21 protein-coding genes and 2 pseudogenes are annotated in these 20,363 nt (G+C 57.9%); 9 read left to right on the top strand and 14 right to left on the bottom strand.

The genetic code is table 11. From position 1 onward, the window contains the following. Positions 1-13: 13 nt before the first annotated feature. From EHN06_RS02200 to EHN06_RS02190, 3 genes are all read right to left on the bottom strand, one after another. Positions 14-1,084 (bottom strand): TRAP transporter substrate-binding protein, encoded by a 1,071-nt coding sequence (locus EHN06_RS02200; protein WP_127334321.1) that lies wholly within the window; start codon positions 1,082-1,084, stop codon positions 14-16. Between the two features lie 127 nt (positions 1,085-1,211). After that, positions 1,212-3,701, bottom strand: a complete 2,490-nt coding sequence (locus tag EHN06_RS02195; protein ID WP_127329770.1) for a penicillin acylase family protein — start codon at positions 3,699-3,701, stop codon at positions 1,212-1,214. Between the two features lie 96 nt (positions 3,702-3,797). Next, positions 3,798-5,474 (bottom strand): methyl-accepting chemotaxis protein, encoded by a 1,677-nt coding sequence (locus EHN06_RS02190; protein WP_127329768.1) that lies wholly within the window; start codon positions 5,472-5,474, stop codon positions 3,798-3,800. Positions 5,475-5,699: 225 nt separating this feature from the next. Here EHN06_RS02190 and EHN06_RS02185 point away from each other — a divergent pair, with 225 nt between their 5' ends. Continuing rightward, the gene (locus EHN06_RS02185) at positions 5,700-7,043 is read left to right on the top strand and encodes a CHAD domain-containing protein (RefSeq protein WP_127329766.1); all 1,344 of its coding nucleotides are present in this window, start codon (positions 5,700-5,702) and stop codon (positions 7,041-7,043) included. 26 nt (positions 7,044-7,069) lie between these two features. Here EHN06_RS02185 and EHN06_RS21595 read toward each other — a convergent pair. After that, positions 7,070-7,129: pseudogene (locus tag EHN06_RS21595) on the bottom strand (DUF3565 domain-containing protein); the annotation flags it as partial. A 5-nt stretch (positions 7,130-7,134) separates the two neighbouring features. Next, positions 7,135-7,599 carry a YchJ family protein gene (locus tag EHN06_RS02175; protein WP_127329764.1) on the bottom strand — a complete coding sequence of 155 codons (465 nt, stop codon included), beginning with the start codon at positions 7,597-7,599 and terminating at the stop codon, positions 7,135-7,137. A gap of 109 nt (positions 7,600-7,708) precedes the next feature. Here EHN06_RS02175 and EHN06_RS02170 point away from each other — a divergent pair, with 109 nt between their 5' ends. Further along, a complete protein-coding gene (locus EHN06_RS02170; RefSeq protein WP_127329762.1) occupies positions 7,709-8,446 on the top strand; it encodes a sulfite exporter TauE/SafE family protein in 738 nt (245 codons plus the stop codon). A gap of 8 nt (positions 8,447-8,454) precedes the next feature. On the opposite strand, the gene EHN06_RS02165 is transcribed toward EHN06_RS02170, so the two are convergent. The 3 genes from EHN06_RS02165 to EHN06_RS02155 all read right to left on the bottom strand — a co-directional run bounded on the left by EHN06_RS02165 (position 8,455) and on the right by EHN06_RS02155 (position 10,219). After that, on the bottom strand, positions 8,455-9,132 hold the full coding sequence (locus tag EHN06_RS02165; RefSeq protein ID WP_127329760.1) for a hypothetical protein: 678 nt from the start codon (positions 9,130-9,132) through the stop codon (positions 8,455-8,457). Positions 9,133-9,222: 90 nt separating this feature from the next. Next, entirely contained in the window at positions 9,223-9,648 is a 426-nt protein-coding gene (locus EHN06_RS02160) for a hotdog fold thioesterase (RefSeq protein ID WP_127329758.1), read from the bottom strand. Between the two features lie 100 nt (positions 9,649-9,748). Next, complete coding sequence (locus EHN06_RS02155) at positions 9,749-10,219, bottom strand: hypothetical protein (protein WP_127329756.1); 471 nt, start codon at positions 10,217-10,219, stop codon at positions 9,749-9,751. Positions 10,220-10,371: 152 nt separating this feature from the next. Between EHN06_RS02155 and EHN06_RS21120 the strand changes: the two genes are divergently transcribed. Then, a complete protein-coding gene (locus tag EHN06_RS21120; protein ID WP_164735574.1) occupies positions 10,372-10,530 on the top strand; it encodes a hypothetical protein in 159 nt (52 codons plus the stop codon). A 178-nt stretch (positions 10,531-10,708) separates the two neighbouring features. Here the strand turns inward: EHN06_RS21120 and EHN06_RS21740 are convergent. After that, positions 10,709-10,816, bottom strand: a pseudogene (locus EHN06_RS21740) (GTP-binding protein); the annotation flags it as partial. Positions 10,817-10,960: 144 nt separating this feature from the next. Here EHN06_RS21740 and EHN06_RS21375 point away from each other — a divergent pair. From EHN06_RS21375 to EHN06_RS02130, 5 genes are all read left to right on the top strand, one after another. Further along, entirely contained in the window at positions 10,961-11,125 is a 165-nt protein-coding gene (locus EHN06_RS21375; protein ID WP_228257396.1) for a DUF1826 domain-containing protein, read from the top strand. Continuing rightward, positions 11,112-11,264 carry a DUF1826 domain-containing protein gene (locus tag EHN06_RS21370; protein WP_416332535.1) on the top strand — a complete coding sequence of 51 codons (153 nt, stop codon included), beginning with the start codon at positions 11,112-11,114 and terminating at the stop codon, positions 11,262-11,264. The genes EHN06_RS21375 and EHN06_RS21370 overlap by 14 nt, the downstream gene beginning before the upstream one ends. Before the next feature lie 121 nt (positions 11,265-11,385). Continuing rightward, a complete protein-coding gene (locus EHN06_RS02140; RefSeq protein WP_127329754.1) occupies positions 11,386-12,504 on the top strand; it encodes a hypothetical protein in 1,119 nt (372 codons plus the stop codon). Continuing rightward, a complete protein-coding gene (locus EHN06_RS02135) occupies positions 12,494-13,417 on the top strand; it encodes a metal ABC transporter substrate-binding protein (protein WP_127329752.1) in 924 nt (307 codons plus the stop codon). The genes EHN06_RS02140 and EHN06_RS02135 overlap by 11 nt, the downstream gene beginning before the upstream one ends. Beyond that, positions 13,410-14,228 carry a metal ABC transporter permease gene (locus EHN06_RS02130; RefSeq protein WP_127329750.1) on the top strand — a complete coding sequence of 273 codons (819 nt, stop codon included), beginning with the start codon at positions 13,410-13,412 and terminating at the stop codon, positions 14,226-14,228. Before EHN06_RS02135 ends, EHN06_RS02130 begins: the two co-directional genes overlap by 8 nt. Here the strand turns inward: EHN06_RS02130 and EHN06_RS02125 are convergent. Then, positions 14,137-15,519: a ribonuclease J gene (locus EHN06_RS02125; protein ID WP_127329748.1), complete on the bottom strand. Its 1,383-nt coding sequence runs from the start codon at positions 15,517-15,519 to the stop codon at positions 14,137-14,139. The genes EHN06_RS02130 and EHN06_RS02125 overlap by 92 nt on opposite strands. Continuing rightward, positions 15,516-16,295 carry a substrate-binding periplasmic protein gene (locus EHN06_RS02120; RefSeq protein ID WP_127329746.1) on the bottom strand — a complete coding sequence of 260 codons (780 nt, stop codon included), beginning with the start codon at positions 16,293-16,295 and terminating at the stop codon, positions 15,516-15,518. Before EHN06_RS02120 ends, EHN06_RS02125 begins: the two co-directional genes overlap by 4 nt. A 182-nt stretch (positions 16,296-16,477) precedes the next feature. Between EHN06_RS02120 and EHN06_RS02115 the strand changes: the two genes are divergently transcribed. Continuing rightward, a complete protein-coding gene (locus tag EHN06_RS02115; protein WP_127329744.1) occupies positions 16,478-17,161 on the top strand; it encodes a type 1 glutamine amidotransferase domain-containing protein in 684 nt (227 codons plus the stop codon). Positions 17,162-17,180: 19 nt separating this feature from the next. Here EHN06_RS02115 and EHN06_RS02110 read toward each other — a convergent pair whose 3' ends face one another. The 3 genes from EHN06_RS02110 to EHN06_RS02100 form a co-directional block, all read right to left on the bottom strand. Then, a complete protein-coding gene (locus tag EHN06_RS02110) occupies positions 17,181-17,633 on the bottom strand; it encodes an acyl-CoA thioesterase (RefSeq protein ID WP_127329742.1) in 453 nt (150 codons plus the stop codon). Between the two features lie 52 nt (positions 17,634-17,685). Then, complete coding sequence (locus EHN06_RS02105; RefSeq protein WP_127329740.1) at positions 17,686-18,861, bottom strand: benzoate/H(+) symporter BenE family transporter; 1,176 nt, start codon at positions 18,859-18,861, stop codon at positions 17,686-17,688. Positions 18,862-18,987: 126 nt separating this feature from the next. Beyond that, a complete protein-coding gene (locus tag EHN06_RS02100) occupies positions 18,988-20,340 on the bottom strand; it encodes an MFS transporter (RefSeq protein WP_127329738.1) in 1,353 nt (450 codons plus the stop codon). Positions 20,341-20,363 lie beyond the last annotated feature (23 nt).

Raw genomic sequence — 20,363 nt, 5'->3', positions numbered from 1 at the left:
TTTCTGAACGGTCTCAGTCGGTGGAGATACTGTTCAGGTAGGCCTTGTCAGAGATATTGGTCCACTTGCGGATTTTCTTCATGTATTCACGCTGGGAAGTAATGATTTCCTTCGCCAACGGATCCTTCTCGGCCTCTTCGGCCAGCAGCTTTTCGGTTGCATCCCGGAGGGCTTCAATCACTTCCGGCGGGAAGGTCTTGTGGGTCACGTTGGGGTAGTCTTCCTTCATGCGGTCCCACGCTTCGCCGCTTTCATGCATGGTTTTTATATACATGTCATAGGCGGCGGTACGCATCGCCACCCTCAGGACCTCCTGAAGGTCTTCTGGCAGGCTGTCCCAGGTTTTCTGGTTGATCAGAAACTGAACCTCCGCACCCGGCTCCTGCCAGCCTGAGTAGTAGTAATCGGCGATCTGGTGAAAGCCCATGGGCAGATCCAGTGCCGGTCCCACCCACTCAAGGGCGTCAATGGTACCGCGCTCCAGAGCAGTATAGAGTTCACCCGGCGGGATATTGGTCACAGCCACGCCCAGCTCGGCCATAACCTCGCCGGCGAAACCCGGGGTGCGCATTTTCAGGCCTTTCAGGTCTTCCAGGGACTTAATCTCCTCACGGAACCATCCCCCCATCTGATTACCGGTATTGCCACCCGGAAACGACAGTAAATCGAAGGGCTTGTAGACCTTTTCCATCAGTTCCATACCGCCACCGTAATAGAACCAGGCATACTGCTCGGGGGCCAGCATGCCAAACGGTACCGTGGTGAAATACATGGCGTTGGGAATCGTGCCCTTGTAGTAATAAGAGGCGGTGTGCCCCATGTCGTACTGACCCTGGCGCACCAGATCGAAAATACCGAATGGCGCCTTGTGCTTGTTGGAAGAGTCAATACGGAACTGCAGGCGACCACCGGACATCTGCTCAGCCATCGCGGCCATATGTCGGGTCGTTTCCCCGAGGATCGGCGAGCCCGGCCCCCAGGTTTCCGCCAGTCGGATGGTGTGCGTTTTTTCGGCCATCAGCGAAGTGCTGAGAAGAGACAGCACTAACGTAAAAGCTGCGAGGAAGGGTTTGCGGAAAGTCATTGTTGGCATCGTATTACCTGTTATCGGTTGTTGTCTGATAATCCCGACAATAGTAGCGTGCCAAATACCGCTTAGCCAATGCAGCGGGCACCTGTTCCCGGTGCCCGTTGCATGGATGCGCTGCTCACTATCGCGCCAGTTCCACCAGGCGATATCGTACCAGCTCCGGATCACTTTCGATGTCTGCCTCCGTGTATGGGAAGCGGATCCATTGTTTACCGGAATAGGCCTCCGTCATATCCCTGAAGTAGGGCGATGCCGGGTCGGTTGACTGGGAATAGGTCACGAACCCTTCCGCAACCGGTTGCCCCTGGTCATCCCAGGTCACGGTCTGGATATAACTGTTGCCGTACTTAACGTCGTATCGACCATCGCTGATATCGTGTGGGCGCGAACTGGCGATGGTAAACGCTCCTTCGAATCCCTCACCGCCAAACACCGGGATCACCGTGTCGTGAATACCGGAAACCTGGAGGTCGCCCATGGCAGCGTCCATCGCCATCGGCGAGTCCTGTATGGCCTTCACCCCATCGGCAAAAGCCGCCTGCACCAGAGGACTCAGAACATTGAGAGTGGCCGGGGTGTTGACCGGGTCGGAGGGATCAAACGGCGTCAGCCACTTGTCCGGTGATTCCGCCGGCAACGGATCGATGTTGCGCCAGAACTCCCGCCAGATATGGCCGCCCACCGAACCCAGGTTGTGAGTGCCATCCCAGGCCTGAAGCACCGCGCAGGCTTCGGTTATATCCACCGGCTGACCATCACTGCCCAACAATGTACCGAGCGGGCAATAGGCGCTCAACACTGCGTCACGCGCCAGTTGCTCGGACATCAGCGAGCTGTCCAGAACAATGTCCTGCAGATTGGCCAGCTCGAAGCCGGTACTGCCCGGCCTACCATCGGAACCATCAAGGCGCTGGATAACCTGCTGCATACATTTACGGGTACGCAGGGTACGGGGAGTTTCCTCGTCACCGATGATGGCGGCGAATCCGGTCAGCGGCTCGGCGGGGTTAGTCACCCAGTAACTGTCATTGCAGTTGTGCACCCAGTCATCCCGCTGCAGGGACGGAAGATTCGAGCGCCCGAACACACCCTCGGCGGGGGCATCCGCGTCTGTGTCCCACTGACAGTCGGCGCGGGCACCATCCATCAGCGGCAGGCCCGGAGCCAGCAGATCAAATACCGGGGACAACGGCGTGGCGCAGGTCTGTGCCTTGGCATCCGGCACATTGGGCACTACGGTCAGGTCGCCGTAATAGGCCGGCTTGCCCGGTCCGGTTGCCACGGTATTAACCCAGGGCACGCCCAGCACGCTACCATGCAGTTCCACAAACTCCTCGAAACTGTCAGCCTGATTCCAGCGGAAAAATTGGTTCAGCAGGCGGTCATTCTCGGCATTGGCATCACGCAGGGTGTAGGCCTTGGCGTTTGACCAGTTCAGTATCGGCACACCTGCCGCTTCAAAGGTCAGCATGGGCCCGTAACGGGAACTGTAGAGTGTGCGGGTAACGTCGGTCACCTCGCCATTGTCACCCAGCGCCTGCACGGTGATGTCGGTGGCCTCCATATCCACAAACTCACCCTCGTACAGATACTGGGTAGGGTCGGCGGGGTTCAGGGTCAGCTCATAGAAACTGAAGCGATACGCGGTGGAAACCGTGTGGCTCCAGGCGAACTGATCATTAAAACCAATCAGCACCGCCGGCAGGCCATAGAGCGCAGCCCCCATGATCTCGGCCTGATCCCCGACTTTCAGGTGAGCGAGATAGAGGCGTTCGGTCTTCTCCCATGGAAAATGCGGATTGCCAAACAACATCGACTCACCGGTTCGACTGGCACCGGCAGACAAGCCGTACATGTTGCTGCCGATCGGTAATTCATCCGCAAATGGGAAGGGCAGGTCTTCGCTGTCATCAATCCCCGCCTCCGCAAGGGCATCCAGAATCTCGTCCGCGGACAGTTCCGGTACGTCCGTGGCCGGCGGCTGCGCCGTCGCCACACCATCAACAAAGACCGATGACGACGCCAGAACTGCAAGGCGGAGATACCGGCGGTACATATCATCCACTTCCATCGGCATCAGCCAGGGTTCACCGCGACAGGCCTCATGGCGCCCGGGATGCTGACCGTTCCTCAGCTCTTCAAGGTAACGGTTAAACCCGGCAACATAACCACGGGATGCCTCCCCCACTTCCGGATCACTGCCGGTCTTGAGGGGCCGGATGGCTTCGTCCGTGGCGGTTGCCCGCCAGAAAAAGTCAGCATTGAGGTTGGTGGTGGTCGCACCGTTGGACGGGATCTGATATGAGCCATCCGCCCCGAGGAAACGGGCACGCAAGCCGCGCACGGTCAGGGTATCCTCCGCTAGCAGGCAGAGATTGTCTTCCGCCTGCACGTACCCGTACGCGTATCCCATGCTGACGAAATCATCGGCTTCGATATGGGGAATACCGAAAGCGGTGCGTTTAACGGTTGCCTTGAAAAGTTGCTGTTCGCCGCCAACGACAGGCGCTGGGGCGTTTGAGTCATTATCGCTGCCGCCACTGCTGCTCAGGCAGCCGGAAAGCAGGATTGCCGTGAGGGCAACCCCGCCCAGTCTGGTTTTTTGTCTCATTGTCTCATCCGTCGTTGTTATTGTTGGTCACAAAGCTGACGCCCTGTCACCAATAAACGAACGACGAAGACAAAGGGTTCCGTTTACCCGTTCAATTTATACCTTGAACTGGCCAACCAGGGTCCGCAGGCTTTCGCCAAGACGCGCCAGCTCATGGCTTGCCTCATTAGTCTGGGTCACGCCGGTATCGCTGCGCTGGGCGGCATCGACAATGCGCACCACGTTCTGGTTGATCTCTTCTGCCACCTGGCTTTGCTGCTCGGCCGCGGTTGCGATCTGGGTGACCTGATCGTGGATCTGGCCAACCGATTTTTCGATGGTGCCCAGCGCACTGGTGGCGTGATTGATTCGCTCTACGGTTTCCGTGGAATGATCACGGGACGCATTCATACGCTCGACTGCCGCTCGTGACTCACTGACGAAGCCACCAATCATCTCGCGGATCTGGTCCGCGGACTCGGCGCTGCGCTTGGCCAACTGACGAACTTCATCGGCCACCACCGAGAAACCACGACCATGTTCACCGGCACGCGCCGCTTCAATAGCCGCATTCAGTGCCAGCAGATTGGTCTGCTCGGTAACGGCATGAATCACATCCAGCACCTGCTGAATGTCATCGGACTTCTCAGCCAGGGCATTGATGCTGCGGGCAGTCTCGTCAATTTCGCCGGACAGCCGGTTAACCGCAGCCTGCGCATTGGTGATGGTCTCACCGCCATCGCGGGCCATGCGATCGGCGTCTGAGGCGGCACTCTCAACCTCATTGGCGTTACCCGAAATCTGCTGGATGGTTGCCGCCATTTCGTTGATTGCGGAGGCAATCTGGTCGGTTTCCGATCCCTGCTCCTGGACCGACGTCCGGGTTTCGTTCGCCACCCGGCTCAACTCTTCAGCAGCCGAGGCCACTTGCTCCGTGGTGCTGCCCACTTCACGCATGGTGTTCTGGATCTTGATAACGAAGTTGTTGAAGCGCCGCCCCAGTTCCGCCAGCTCATCGGTACCTTCATCGGGCAGGCGCTGGCGCAGGTCGCCCTCACCGTCGGCGATTTCCTGCATCATGTCACTGACGGCTTTCAGCGGCCTGGTTACCGTGCGGCCAACAAACAGGCCAATGGCCAGCGCCGCCAGAACGACAATCACCGTCACCGCCAGGATAATGCCAAGAGTGGCCTGAATGTTCTTTTCGATATCCTCGCGAGCGGCATTGACCACGGCGTCAATATCCGTCACGTATACGCCGGCACCGACCATCCAGTCCCAGTCCGGAATAATCGTCGAGTAGGACACCTTGGGTTCTTCGTTGCCGGAAGCGGGGTTCACCCAATCGTACCCATAAAAACCACCGCTATCTGCAGCATCAAACAGGTTGCCAACCAGTTTCCTGAGTGTCGGATTATCCGTGGGGCCTTCCTTCGAAGGATCCGGGGCATAGGCCAGATTGTAGACGTCCCGGGTGTACGCAAAGACATAATTGGTTTTGTCGAAACGAATCGAACGCAAACGGGCTGCCGCCGCCTCCTTGGCTTCCCGCTCCGACAGGTCGGGGTCGTTCTTGGCTTCCAAGACCACGGCGCGGGCTGCATCCACCAGATTCTTCAGCCCGGTTTTACGGGCATCCAGCAGGCTGTCCTCCAGACGTTCGAGTTCTGCCTCTCCGTTAGCACTGATCTGACTTGCAGTAATCCAGGCAATGGTGGCAGCCGTCAGCAGGACGGGTAGCAATACAGCCAGTAGCAGTCGGGAACGGATTTTTAGTCGGGTCATCAGTGTCATCGGCGTGTATCCCATTATTATCGGTGCTTGATATGCAATTATGCACAGGCCCGCAACCACATCTGTTCCAGTTTGTTAAGGCGGTGTTACCCAAGTTCGTCACGGCAACGGGTTGCAACCACCAATCCGTTTAACGACAGTTGATTACGATGGGATACGTATCGGCCAGCCCGTTACGGACTTGAATCCGGTGTAGACTAAAGTACCAGACAACCGAGGCCACCCATGACCGACCTGTTCCTGATACGACATGGAAAATCGAGTTGGGCCGACGAGTCCCTCCGGGACCAGGAACGCCCGCTCAATGCCCGTGGTCAACAGCAGTTACGGGCACTGGCCCGGGCCGCACAGCACCTGGGCGCACTGGACGGCCTCGTTCTTTCAAGTCATGCCAGGCGTGCCACGCAGACATTGGCAGGAATCACGGCGGGAAAGGGCCCGCATACCAGGATCATTACCAAGGCAGAACTGTACACCTTTGACTACCGGGTTCTCCTGAAGCAGCTGGCGATCGCTGAGGATGAGCGCACCATAACCATCGTCGGCCATAACCCCGCCCTGCTGGACCTGGCGTCGTACCTCCTTGAAAGTCCACCGGACAGCTTTCCAACCGGCAGCCTGATGCACATTCGCTTGCCGGCACGGCCGTGGAGCCAACTCAAGAAGCGAAGCGGTACGTTGCAGGCCTTGTTAACACCAAAAGACATCAGCTACTCGCAGTTCATCCGCAAACGCAAAAAGACACCACGAACCTCAAACAAGCCGCTGGCAAACCACATTCCGGATGTGCTGGTTCATCAATACCAACTCATGCGGGACCTGGAAGCCGGCGTGATGCACGGATTTGATGATGAGTTTCTTCACCAGTACCGGATCGCGATCAGGCGCTCCCGCGCCATTGCAGAATCCGTGGTCGAGCTGACGGGTGACACCGGCCTGAAAAAAGCGTCCAGACACTTGAAGCGCCATGCCAGGGCAACCAGTGCCCTGCGAGATCTCCATGTGTTTATTGCAAATTTCGACAAAACACTGGGCGAAGCCGGGGCGCTGTCGTTCTTCCAGTCGGCAGCCAATACCCGACACCAGCAGCTAAAAGAGCACCTGCAAAAACCAACCTATCAGCGGGAAATGGACCACTGGTATCGACTGATCAGCTCTTCCGCCTTCCGAAAACTCCTCGGAAAGCTTACCCACCAGGATATCCGAAACGCCCTTTCACGGCGTATACGTCACTACAACGAACTCGCACTAACACTGGATGAACACTCCCCGGACGAAGACATCCACACCTTGCGCAAATTGCTCAAACGCATCCGTTACCTGATTGAACTGGACAAACCCACCCTGGGTGCGGGCATCAAGGACCTGAAACGGTGGCAACAATGTCTGGGTGATTTTCAGGACCTTCATGTCCAGCTTGAACTGCTAGAACAGTTCCAGAACACGGAAAGTTGCATCGACACCGGCAGCGGGACAATCAACACTCTCACAAACAGCCTGAAACGAAAAAAGGCCAAGCTGCGGAACAAGATTCTTACCCTCGGGAAAATTCGTGAAATCAGAGCATGACGCACATGCTGGTTGTGACCACAAGCCAACTGAGCAACCCAGTGGTTTTCTGCATCTTTGTGGTAGCCGGTAATGGGTTGCTTCATAGACTTCAAAGACAACAGGCCTTGTATTTTTTACCGCTACCACAGGGGCACGGCTCGTTGCGGCCGGGTTTCAACTGGCCTTCCGAAGTTTCGCCGGACACGTAGTACCAACGCCCCTCTTCCCTTATGAAGTTCGATACCTCTTCCAGATACCCCCAACCATCGCCGAGACGGTAGACCGCGCGGAAATGTACCGTTCCGGCATCACCCCGGACAGAAGATTCAAGAATGCGAAGGGACGACCAGTCCGGCGACTGTTCAAGATCCAGGAATGGGGGGCGGGTACTTTGGTGCCAGGTTTCCAGCAGATAGTCGGCAAGCCTGAACACGAAGGCGCAATAACGCGAGCGCATCAACGCTTCCGGCGTCGGTGCCGGGCCGCCTTGATGCAACGGCCGACAACAGGCATGGTAGGCTTCGCCCGAACCACAGGGGCAGCGTTGCTGTTCAATGGAGGATTGAGCTGTCATCCGGATACTCTCATTCCACTATACTGATAAAAAGGGGGCACAGTTTATCAGTTCCAGGCGTTTCCGGACTGTGCTATCAAAATCCCTTACCTTCAATCGGTGACTTGTTTTGGACGAAGTATCCCTGGTTCATATTCTGCTTGCCAACCTGACGTTACTTGCAGGTGCTTGCCTACAGGGAGTTGCGGGTTACGGTATAGGCACTTTTTCCGCGCCACTGTTGTTCCTGATCAGCCCATTATTTGTGCCCGCCCCGCTCGTTCTCAACGCCGTGCTTCTGACGGTATTCATGCTGTTCCGGTACCATGAATCGTTGCAGATCCGCGAAGTACGTTTCGCCATCGGAGGCGGTGCATTAGGCACCGTACTTGCCGGCCTGACACTGCTAATCCTGTCACCCAAGGGCTTCGAGCTGATCTTCGGGGTACTGATACTGACCGGAGTACTGCTGAGCATTGGCGGCTTACGCCCAAGACTGAACGCCCGCAACAGCGTGCTGGCGGGTGCTGCGTCCACCTACATGGGTACGATTACCGCGGTGGGCGGGCCGCCCATCGCGCTGATATACCAGAATGAAAAGGGGCCATTGGTGCGCGCGAACATGTCCGCCTTCTTTCTGGTTGCCAGCTTTTTCAGCGTCACTGCGCTGTTTGCCTCCGGCTATCTCGGCACCCGGGAACTCAACCTGTTCGCCCTCACGTTTCCCGGTGTTCTGGGCGGTTTCTGGCTCTCGGGGAAACTGGTCCACCGCCTGCCGGTAGACGGACTTCGACCTATTATTCTTGGAATCGCCACCGTAGCAGGTGCGGCGGCTCTGGCTCGTGGCTTACTGACACTCCAGATGTAATCCCCGCTTCAGTCCGCCCACAGCCGTGCCCGGAATCGGCTTCGCCGCCACAGCATAGCCAGCCAGAGCGCATGGAGATTGATCAGCAGGGCCAGCACCCATTCAAAGGCGTCGTCCTTCTGGTCATGAAATTCGGGCACCACGCCATCGAGAATGACCGATAGGATACCCACTGCGAGCGTGAACTGGCACAGTTTCAGAAGCCGTGAACCGGTACTACTCCAGGACGGATGATTACGGAGCGCGCCACTGACCAGGAGTTCGGCAATGAAGGTTAGCGAGAAATACAGAACCACTCCGGTGCGTCGAACCAGGTTGAAGCCGTCACCGGTGTGACCGAGCGCCAGGGTATACGCCATCAATGACAGGCAGGCGATCAACCCGAGCCAGGGAATCCATACAACTCCGGTTGAATTAATTCCCAACTGGCGCAACCAGTGGCCATTCAACCACCAGAACAGAATGCCCAATACGGCCGCTGGTAGCATCGCACCCTTGAAGATGAAATAGGCCATGCCATCCCGCCCGGTGCGACTGATGCTGGTGCAGCTGTCCCAGTACGGAATACAGGCCGAAACGTGGCCTTCCAGCACAGAGACCACAAAGGTGATGTGAATGGTCAGAAACGGAATAAGGCCAGCGGCAAGCGCCAGCCACCATAGCGGCACACTCCTGCGGTCGGCCATGCAAACCCTCCAAATGGCAGGCTACTACATATTGATACCATACGCCTGCCTCCGGATGTAACCACACAGCAAACTCATTGGCCGGCGGTATTACGGACGTTTAGTCACGGCCATGGTCAGGCGGGAAATACAGGTGGTCTTGCCCTGTTCATTCTCAAGGCGGATTTCCCACACCTGGGTGGCGCTGCCAATGTGCAGCGCCCTGGCCGTGCCATACACCCACCCCTCCGTCACCGGGCGAATGTGATTGGCGTTGATGTCCAGTCCCACGGCAACCGTGTTGGGGTCTTTCAGGCAGCAGTTCGCCGCCATGCTCCCCAGGGTTTCCGCCAGCACAACGGAGGCACCGCCGTGCAGGATGCCAAAAGGCTGAACGGTGCGCTCATCAACCGGCATGCGGCCTTTGACATAATCATCACCAACTTCCAGGTACTCGATGCCCATGTGATGCACCGCCGTGTTCCTGCTGGCTTCCATCATTTGTTCGAGGTTGGGGGTCTGGGTCCAGATTGCCATGGTGTTTCTACCTCCTGAGGCCATTAGATACAGATGAATCAGGACCGAGTTTATACAGGTAGGTAGCGAACGACCATAGGACTTTTACATACCTGCTCCCTCAATGAAGCACCCGGGCAGGGCGTGCGGCCCGAGGAGCAAAGGGCGTTGTGGGCCAGTTGAGATAGTCGGCAAAGAAGTCACAGTGCATGGAGGTGTCCAGCAATACCTCCATGCACTCCTCAACGCCACAACAGCCATCTGGATCGGACGCGCACAGGCCATCGGGCTGCAGCTGCTCCAGCGCCCTTGCCAGAACCCGGTCCGCGCCGTAATGATCACCCTGGTCCCACAATGCACGAAATACCAGTATCGCCGAAAGAGTCAGCTCAATGTGCATGCACTGATCATGATGACGGTGACACAGGCAGGCCAGATCGAACGCACTACCGGACATCGTGATGACATTGCGCCAGTCCCCCTTCTCATATCGGGCGAACGCGTTTTCCATCCAGACCAGCCACAACTCCTTTTGTTCATCCAACGGCAAGTCGGCAAATACACGGCGGTGATTGGGGCACAAAAATTCCATATCGGCTCCTCATGTTGATTTATTAGATGATAATACTTCTCATTATCTTTTATTTGCAAGCGCCGGACTTGTAATCGCTAATGAGAATTGTTTGCATCAGTTTTTTTAACTGCTAACCTTCCCATAAGTCGAGACCAACAGGAGAGGGTGAGATGAGCAGAACAGCAACCCAATTGGCCGGTAACGCCAGCAGCATCTTTCGGGCGTGGCTGGATTTAAAACGTCAGGCCAACCCGGGCACACAAAGCCACGGCGCCCGCGGGCAATCCATTCCCAAGGGCGCCCGGCGTAGAAGTGATACATCCCGTTGACGGCTCCAGGACGGGCTGATTTCAGCCTGGCTCCAGACGCTCAGGGCCAGTGTTCATCCCGCATTTCCCGCAGCCATCCGGGAGCCTGCTGGGCTTTTTCGAAGTTGAACAGGCCCGTGTCCAGACGAGCCACATCGGAAAGACTCGTGCCGTCTTCATCCGCGAAGGTAAACGTCTCCGCCACCCGGCAGCCCTCGCGATTATTCAGAATGTGGTTCAGGACCGTGGTCTTCCCGGCGCCAAGAAAACCGGACAGGACAGTAACGGGCAACCGGTTGTCTTTTATGGTTATTTTATAATCTCTCTCTACTCTGCGTGCTGAAAATGAATTCCTGAGGCTTCACATTAATTATGTTATAACATATCATTTATGCCGAAATCGACGACTTGCTCTCCTGTCATTTTCAACTCATAGCATCAGGACAAGGCCATGGCACATAAACCAGCAGCACTGGGAAAGCCGATTGCCGTTATCGGCGATCAGCCCGAATGCCTGACTGAAATCTTTCGGGACGAGATCAACCTGGCTGTCTGGAATCGTTCGTTGCAGCCCCGGGTTACGAGGTTTGCCGGATCAATCGGTGGGAGCCAGTAACGTGGGGCGCCTTGCGACCGGGTCCATTGGGCTGCTCAAGGGCGAAGCGTCGGACGGAAACGAGGGGCGCGGCCTTGTTCACAGGTCTCCGGCCCCTGGAGAGCACCCACGATTGGTCCTGGCGCTGGACTGGCTTTGACTTCAACTGTAAACGCAACGTTATAACATTTTTTGACGGATGACGATGAGCAAACAACCGTGTCCCTGACCATCCTCAGAAGCCAATTCACCAACCCATTTCCAATAATCAGAGGAATACCATGAAGCTGTTGAAAAACCATGCCAGTGCCGTTGCGCTGACCATCTTTCCGTTCACCGCGCTCCAGGCCAACGAACTGAACCCGGACGTCAGCGTTATCCTGGACGGCTATTACAAGCAGAACAACACTGCCCTGTCGCACCGCGAAGAGGGCTTCGGGCTCGGTCATACCGAGCTGTCCCTGTCCTCCCCCATCGACGATCTGTTTGAGGGTCGGCTGACAGCAGTTCTGGAAGAACACGAGAGTGAAACCGAGCTAGAGCTGGAGGAGGCTTTCCTGCAGACCACCGGCATGCCTTATAACCTGAGCATCCGCGGTGGCCGCTTCCTGTCCCAGGTTGGTTACCTGAACAGCCGCCACCTGCACGAGGACGATTTCGTCGAGCGCCCGGCCGCCTATCGTGCCCTGCTTGGCAGCCACTATTTCGACGATGGCCTGCGCCTGAACCTGCTACTGCCTACGCCTTTCTACTGGCAGATCGGGGCTGAAGCGTTTGATGGTGGCAGGATGTCCGAAGGTGACGAAGACATTGGCGTGTACACCGTCAATACCCGTTTCGGGGGCGATATTTCCCGTTCCCAGAGCTGGCAAGCAGGTCTTTCTTATCTCAATAACCGCCAGATTCACGGCGAACATGAAGAAGAGCACGGTCACGAAGACGAACATGAAGAAGAGCATGACCATGGCCACGGACCGGCCTATACCGGCGAAAACCTCTACATTGCGGACCTGGTCTGGAAATGGGCACCAGAAGGCAACAATCGCCAGCAGCAATTGACACTCAGTGGTGAGTACCTTTACGCCGATGATCTGAACGAAGACGCCACCTCGGACGATGTTCACAAAGGCTGGTATGCGTCAGCCGTTTACCAGTTTGCCCCCCAGTGGTCCGCCGGCGTTCGTTACGGCGAGGTGGATCTGAAAGAAGCCCATGGCGATCACTTCCACGATCAGGAACTGGAAGAAACGGACGTTATGCTGGCCTGGTCCCACTCGCACTTTTCAACGGTACGACTGCAATACACCCATCAGGAAGCACACGGGTTCGAGGACGCCGACAATACCGTGATGCTGCAATATGTGATGAGTTTTGGAGCGCATGGTGCCCATGGTTTCTAAGCGCTTATTCCTGACACTTCTGATTGGGCTGGCATCACTGCCGGCCCAGGCTTCGTTGAACGTTTTCGCCTGCGAACCGGAATGGGCCGATCTGGCCGGAATACTGGTGCCGGAAGCCCGAATGACCGTGGCAACCTCAGCGTATCAGGACCCGCATTACATTGAGGCACGCCCCAGCCTGATAGCCGCCATGCGTAACGCCGATATCGCGGTCTGTACCGGGGCATCACTGGAAGCCGGCTGGCTGCCATCACTGCTTCGCAAAGCGGCCAACCGCGATATTCAACCGGGGCGACCGGGGCTCTTCTTTGCCGCTGATCAGGTGCCTCTGCACCAGCCCCACGATCACGTGGATCGCAGCATGGGAGACGTGCACCCGGAGGGGAATCCCCACGTACATCTCGATCCGGATGCCCTGCCCCGGATCGCGGATGCACTGGCGGAGCGTCTGGCGTCCATTTCCCCGGAGCAGGCTACGGATATTCAAAGACGGCTTCTGCAATGGAAGGTCCGCTGGAACCTGAGCAAGGCCGAGTGGCGAGACAAGGCCGATGATCTGAAGGGCATGACCGTGGGTGTTCAGCACTCCGGTTTCCACTATCTGCTGCGCTGGCTCGACGTAGACGTTGCCTTTGATCTGGAGCCAAAACCGGGCCTGCCGCCCAGTGCGTCTCACCTCAATGCCGTACTGCAGGATCCGGATCTACCGGAGGCTTCTGCAATTATGGTCGCGCTGTATCAGGATGACCGTCCCGCACACTGGCTTTCTGAAAGAACCCATCTGCCTGTGTTGGTGTTACCCGGCACAGTAACCGGGAAAGAAGCGGCCACCAGCCTGGAAAGCCTGTTGTCCCACCTGGTGAATGAACTTCATCAACTTGCTCCCAAGCAAACGGTAGAAAGCGATGGCTGATTGGCTCTGGCTACTGTGGCCGATGGCAGCCGGCTTGCTGATGTCAGTTACCCTGGTGCCGCTGGGTCAACGGGTACTGGAAAGGAACGTGGTATTTGCGGATCTTGCCATCGCCCAATGGGCGGCACTGGGCGCGATCACCGGCGGGCAGCTATTGCCGGGCGACTGGTCTCGGTTCGCGCCCGCTTCCGCCCTCGGGTTTGCACTGGTGGCCGTCATCCTGGTGCACTGGGTGATCCGCCTCGCACCCGATCACCGGGAAGCCATGATCGGCCTGCTCTACGTACTGGGTGCCTGTGCCGCAACGCTGATGGTCAGCGATGATCCCCACGGCGCCCAGCGCCTCAGCGAGGCGTTCAATGGCGACCTGCTATGGGTCACCGGCGCGGGCCTGATTCCCCTGGCTATTATCGCGGGCCTGGCGCTTGTCTGGCATGTAATCCTCAGAGGACGGATTCAGGAAAAGCTGTTCCTTCCCCTGTTCGCACTGGCAGTCACCGTTTGCGTCGATCAGGCAGGCATCTATGTGGTCTTTGCTTCCCTGATTGCCACCCCACTGCTGATTGGCCATATGCGCGGCCAGTCCATCGTGAAAGCAATTACCGTATGTTCAGCCGGATATATCATTGGCCTGTTGCTATCCGCGGGTTGCGACCTGCCCGCCGGACCAACCGTTGTGGTTTCGATCATCGCCTGTGCCGTTCTGGCCGCCAGCCTGTTCAGAACACCGGCACCAACTCCTGCTTTTCCCAGCCAAGGCGACCGGTTTCCACCACCTGGCGACGGATGCCGGGAACCGGGCGGATCATGAACAGATCGCCGTTACGACCAACCAGGGATCTGGGTACGCCACAGGCTCTCGCGATACAGGCGTGAGCCTCCATATGTTCGGCCTCTCCGTGGACCGGGATGGCCACATCGGGCCGAACCCACTGGTACATGGCTTCGAGTTCCTCCCGGGCGGGATGTCCGGAGGCATGGATGGGGAGTGCTGCCTCTTCCGCCGTGATGACGGTAACACCCATGGTTCTGAGCCGGCCGATCAGGGCATCAATTGCCTCTTCGTTGCCGGGAATGGCCCGGGCGCTGAAAATGACCGTATCGCCGCTTTCCAGCTCGAAATCCGGATGGCTGCCATTGGCCAGGCGGCGCAGGGCCGTGCGGGGTTCACCCTGACTGCCCGTCGCTACTGCCAGCACCTCATGACGGGGCAGATACCCCAGATGGGAAGCGCTGATCAGCTGATCGGCAGACTCCCACAAGCCGGCCGCTTTCGCCGCACCGCTCATGTTGATCAGTGATCGCCCCAGCAAGCCCATATAGCGGCCGGTCTCCCGGGCAATCATCGCCAGGGTGTGCAGACGGGCGATGTTGCTGCCAAAACAGGTCACCACCACGCGACCTTCCGCCCCGTTAATGGCCGCAAGCAGGCCGTCATGAAGGGCGGCCTCGGAAACCGAGTGGCCCGCCACGGTGGCGTTGGTGGAGTCACACACCATGGCGGCCACGCCTTCCTCAGCCAGATCGGTGAAGGTTTTGCGGGAATAACCGTGACCAACCAGCGGCTGGTCGTCCAGCTTCCAGTCGCCGCTGTGAAAGATGTTGCCCAGCGGGGTGCGGATCATCAGGGCATTGGGATCGGGGATCGAATGGGTCAGCGCGAGCCACTGAACGTCGAACGGCCCTATCGGTCTGCGCTCCCCGGTCTCCACGACGATGATCGGTACCCGGTGCAGCAGATCAAACTCCGCCAGCTTGCGACGAAGTATCTCGGCGGTAAAACGGCTGGTGTAGAGGGGACACTGCAACAGTGGCCAAAGATAGGGCACCGCCCCCACGTGATCCTCATGGGCGTGGGTGATAATCAGCCCGGCGAGCTGATCACGGCGATCGGTAATAAACGCAGGGTCCGCCATTTGCACCGGCGGCTCACCGCGATGGTGAATGGTGCCGTCCGCGGCAATTCGGCCAGGCCGGGGAAAGGTAACGCCGCAGTCCACCATCAGCCACTGGCCGCCATGGCCATACAGGTTGAGGTTCATGCCAATCTCGCCGGTGCCACCAAGGGGTAAAAACCAGAGGTCGTTGTGATCAGGGGTCAAGGTTGCGCCTGTTCGAGATACTTCAACACCAGTTCCTCATGTATTCCTTCCATTTCAATCAATTTGAGCGCGGCACGGATATCGTCCACGTAAGCCATTATCGGCGAATTTCTGGACACCGCTATGTAAGAACGCTCACCGGGTACAAAGAATGGCGAAACCGCCACCGGCAGGTCAAGCTCGCGGATGGTATACAGGCCGACCAGTTCCGGGGCTATGACTACGTCAACCCGGCCCTTTTCCAGCATCAGCATCAGGTTTCTGTATCGTGGCGCGCTCTCCTTGATCAGTTGCTGATCCGAATCGAACTTCGGAAAGTATCGGCTGCCCGCCAGCACGCCAATGCGTTTACCGACCAGGTCACTGTATCGGTCTATGCGGTGTTTTTCTTCGATGTAGAAAAACAGACGGCGCTCGGGGGGGAACGCCGGGGCCACAAACTCCAGCAGTTTCTCCCGATCTTTGGTTCTGATCGGGCCAAGCATCACATCGACATCGCCCTGTTGCGCCATCAACAGAACCCGGGGAAACGGCGCTTCCCTGAAGGCCAGGGTCCACCCCAGCCGGTTGGCGATTTCCCGGAATATGTCCACGTAAAGGCCAGTCTTCTCCGGACCATCGACAATCCGATAGGGCGGAGCATGGTTAAGTCCCACGGTAACAACCAGCGGTTCCCTGGCCATGTTATCGGTCGCCCACACCGGCGGTATAGACAACGCAAACAACAATGTCGATACCAGTGCTGCCGTTACATGCACAGCCAGTCCTCGTTCCATGAATCTCGGGCTCTGTGTTGTCGATTATTCGGGAGACTAAGTATAGACCGTTCAGGATCTGACCGGCATTGCTTTCCGTATCAGCTGGTTGAATTTGCCACAACTGGCCACAAGGTTTTACACCAAGGCAGTCATCGAAAGTACCAAGTCCCATTCATCCATCACTCACAAGGACAGATTCCATGAACATTCTGATGGTTCTGACTTCCCACGACCAGATGGGCGATACCGGTCACAAAACCGGCTTCTGGCTCGAAGAATTCACCGCTCCGTACTACGTGTTCAAGGATGCTGGTGCGCAAATTACCATAGCCACACCCAAGGGCGGCCAGCCGCCTGTCGATCCCAACAGCGAAGCGGAAAACGCGCTGACAGAGAGCACCCGGCGATTCCAGCAGGACGCCCGCGCCAAAGAATCCCTTGCAAGCACCAAAAAACTGGCGGATGTGGACATGAACCAGTTCGATGCCATTTTCTACCCTGGCGGTCACGGCCCGCTGTGGGACCTGGTGAACGATGAAAACAGCATCGCCCTGATCAAAGCCGCTTACGAGCAGGACAAGGTCATTGGCGCGGTGTGCCACGCACCGGCGGTCTTTAAAAACGTGGAAGTGAAACCCGGGCAGAACATCGTCGGCGGCCGCGAGGTCACCGGTTTCAGCAACAGCGAAGAGGAAGCGGTTGGCCTGACCAGCGTTGTGCCTTTTCTGCTGGAGGACATGCTCAGGGAGAATACCGCCACCTACTCCAAAGGCGATGACTGGGCGCCACACATTGTGGTGGACGGCAAACTGATCACCGGCCAGAACCCTGCATCATCGGAAGGTGCCGCCAAGGCGGTGGTTCAGGCCCTGCAGGAAGGCTGAAAACCGCCCTCCTGCCCCACTATTCCCCGGCGTGACTGATCAGTACGCCGGGGGCACCCACCTCCAGTTGTTCCCGGATCTGCACCGGTATCGGCGTTTTCGCCATCTCCGATGGACGAATCAGCACGTAGGTAATATCGGCCTCAGCGACCAACTGCCCGTCACCGTAGCGGACAAATTCCAGATGCAGGGTAAACGAGGTATTCCCCAGACGCCCGGCCCTGATCCGCGCCTCCAGCACGTCATCAAACCGCGCCGGCGAGCGGTAATTGGTCGTCAGACTGACCACCTGAATATCGAGGTCCTGATCCAGCAGGTTCTGGTAGTCTCCAAACAGGGTGCGGATGTATTCGTTCATGGCAATGTCCACATAGTCCGCGTAGCGGGCATTGAACACCACACTCTGGGCGTCGCATTCGCCATAGCGGACCCGGAAACGGAAGCGGAACGGCTGATCAGTCGGTTCAGTCATTGGTACTCATCTGCAAAACATGGGTGAGCCCACAGACTACCCCATTGGCCGATTATTTTCCGCCCGTGCGACCGTTCAGGACCAGATAACAACCATAGCCGATCACCACGCCCCAGAACGCGGACGACAGCCCATACAACGACATGCCCGAGGCGGTCACCACAAACGTGATCAGTGACGCCTCCCGGTGACTGGCATCTTCCAGTGCTGAAAACAGGTTGCCGGCAATGGCCCCCAACAACGCCAGACCCGCCAGCACCGCCACAAACGCGGCAGGCAGCGACGTAAACAGGCTGACGATGGTGCCGGCAAACAAGCCGCCCACCAGATAGAACACCCCGTTGAACACTCCCGCCACATAACGGCGTGATGGATCTTCATGGGCGTCTTTGCCGGTGCAGATGGCCGCCGTGATGGCCGCCACTACGGTGGTAATACCGCCGAAAAACGCCATCGGCAACGACACCAGACTGGTGACACCAATGACTGGCTTCGCTTTGACCCGATAACCCGCGCCCTGGAGGATCGCCATGCCCGGCAGGAACTGCCCGGTGAGGCTGACCAGCACCAGCGGAATCGCCAGGCTCAGTGTGGAACCCAGGGTCCATTCCGGCGCAATGAACTGCGGCACCGCGATGCTCCAGCGCACCCCGGACAGCGACGCGCCCTCAAGGAACACCGCCAGCACCACACCGGCAATCAGCAGCAGCACCAGGGTGTATTTCGGGAACAGGCGGCGAAACACCACGTAGGACACCAGCATGCCAATGGCCAGCGCCGGCGTGGTCTCGATGGCAGTAAAGGCGCCCACGCCAAACTGGAACAGGATGCCCGCCATCATGCCGGCGGCAATGCCTTTGGGAATAGCGCGCACGATGGCGTCAAAGGTGCCGGACACACCAATGAAAAAGATGATGAGTGCTGCCGTAATATAGGCGCCGATGGCCTCATTCAGCGACAACTCCGGAAACAGGGCCACCAGCAGGGCCGTGCCGGGCGCCGACCAGGCAGTGACCACCGGTGCTTTCAACCAGATCGACAGGATAATGCCGGATATCGCGGCACCCATGGAAATCGCCCAGACCCAGGACGTCATCATCTCGGTGGAGATACCGGCGCTCGCCCCCGCCTGGAAAAAGATGGCCAGCGGCCCCGAGTAGGACACCAGAACGGCCAGAAAGCCGGCCACAATCGCCGGCAGGGAAAGGTCTTTCAGAAGTCTCGACATACGCGTGAATCCGTTATTGATTTTATGGTCCGGTTCAACGAAAAAGGGCCCCGGGCGCTTACGCGCCGGGGCCAAGGAGGGTCAGACTGACAGTCTACCCGTGGGTCGCATCAACGCTCCAATTCTTCAGTTTCCGCTGGTAACCATACCGGCGTTCTGCACCGCCGGTTCCTGTTCGAAGCCGAATCCACCGCGACCGACAAGCGCCACAGCGATGGTCGCGATGGCGCCGGGGATGGCCAGTGCCAGGAAATTCATCTGGTGCGGTAACGCCATGGCCAGCAGCGCGCCACCCAGCAGCGGTCCAACGATCGCGCCGTTACGGCCGATACCCGAGGCCCAACCCAGCCCCGTGGAACGGATACTGGTCGGGTAGTACTGGGCAACATAGGCATACAACAGTATCTGGGAGCCAATGGTCGTCGCGCCGGCAATGCCCACCAGGGTATAGAGGAACCACATCGGGCTTTCATAACCCAGCAACACCAACGACCCCGAACCAAGGATAAAGAAGGACACCAGCACCGAGCGCAGCGAAAACCGATCCGCCAGCCAGCCGCCACCGACCGCGCCAACGATTGCACCGATATTCAGTACCATCAGGAACATCAGGCTGGAACTCAGGGCGTAGCCGGCATTGGACATTAGCTTCGGCAACCAGGAACCCAGCGCGTAGACCATCAGCAGGCAGCAGAAGAATGCGATCCAGAACATGACGGTGCTCATGGCGCGACCGTCGCGGAACAGCTCCAGCACCGGTGCCTTGCTGTCAGTGGTCGGCGGTACCTGCAGTACGTCCTGTTCATTGATGTGCTTGAACGGCGCCACCTGGGTCAGGATATCGCGCGCCTCGCCCTCCCGTTTCTGGGCCATCAGGAACGCCACCGATTCCGGCAGGAATTTCACCATGAACGGCAACATCAACATCGGCACGACGGCCAGATAGAACATGATCTCCCAACCATAGTTGGGCACGATCCAGATCCCCAGGCCGGCGGACATCATGCCGCCTACGGCGTAACCACTGAACATCAGGGCCACCAGGGTGCTGCGCTTGCGCGCCGGTGAGTATTCACTCATCAGCGAGACCACGTTTGGCATGACACCGCCGATGCCGAGGCCGGCTATAAACCGCAGGATACCGAACTGCCAGGGCGTGGTGGCAAAGCCGTTGATCACCGTGGTGACACTGAACAACACCACACAGGCAATAATGACCTTTTTGCGGCCCAGCCGGTCCGACAGCATGCCGAAGCCCATGGCCCCGAACATCATCCCGAACAGGGCACTGCTACCCAGAAGCCCGGCCACGTATGGGTTCAGGTCCCACTGGTCCATCAGGATGGGCAGTACCACGCCGTAGATCACCAGATCGTAGCCATCGAAGATGATGATCAGGGTGCACCAGAAGAGTACCTTCCAGTGAAACTTGTTGAATGCGGCGTTATCAATAACGTCGTTTACGTCGATGTTTCTCATGATCTCTCACTTCCGCTTTTGTT

Source organism: Marinobacter sp. NP-4(2019), assembly GCF_003994855.1.
In the GTDB taxonomy this organism is placed as follows: Bacteria; Pseudomonadota; Gammaproteobacteria; order Pseudomonadales; family Oleiphilaceae; genus Marinobacter.
The sequence above is the reverse complement of the archived record's forward strand: the minus strand, read 5'-3'. Positions and strand labels throughout refer to the sequence as shown.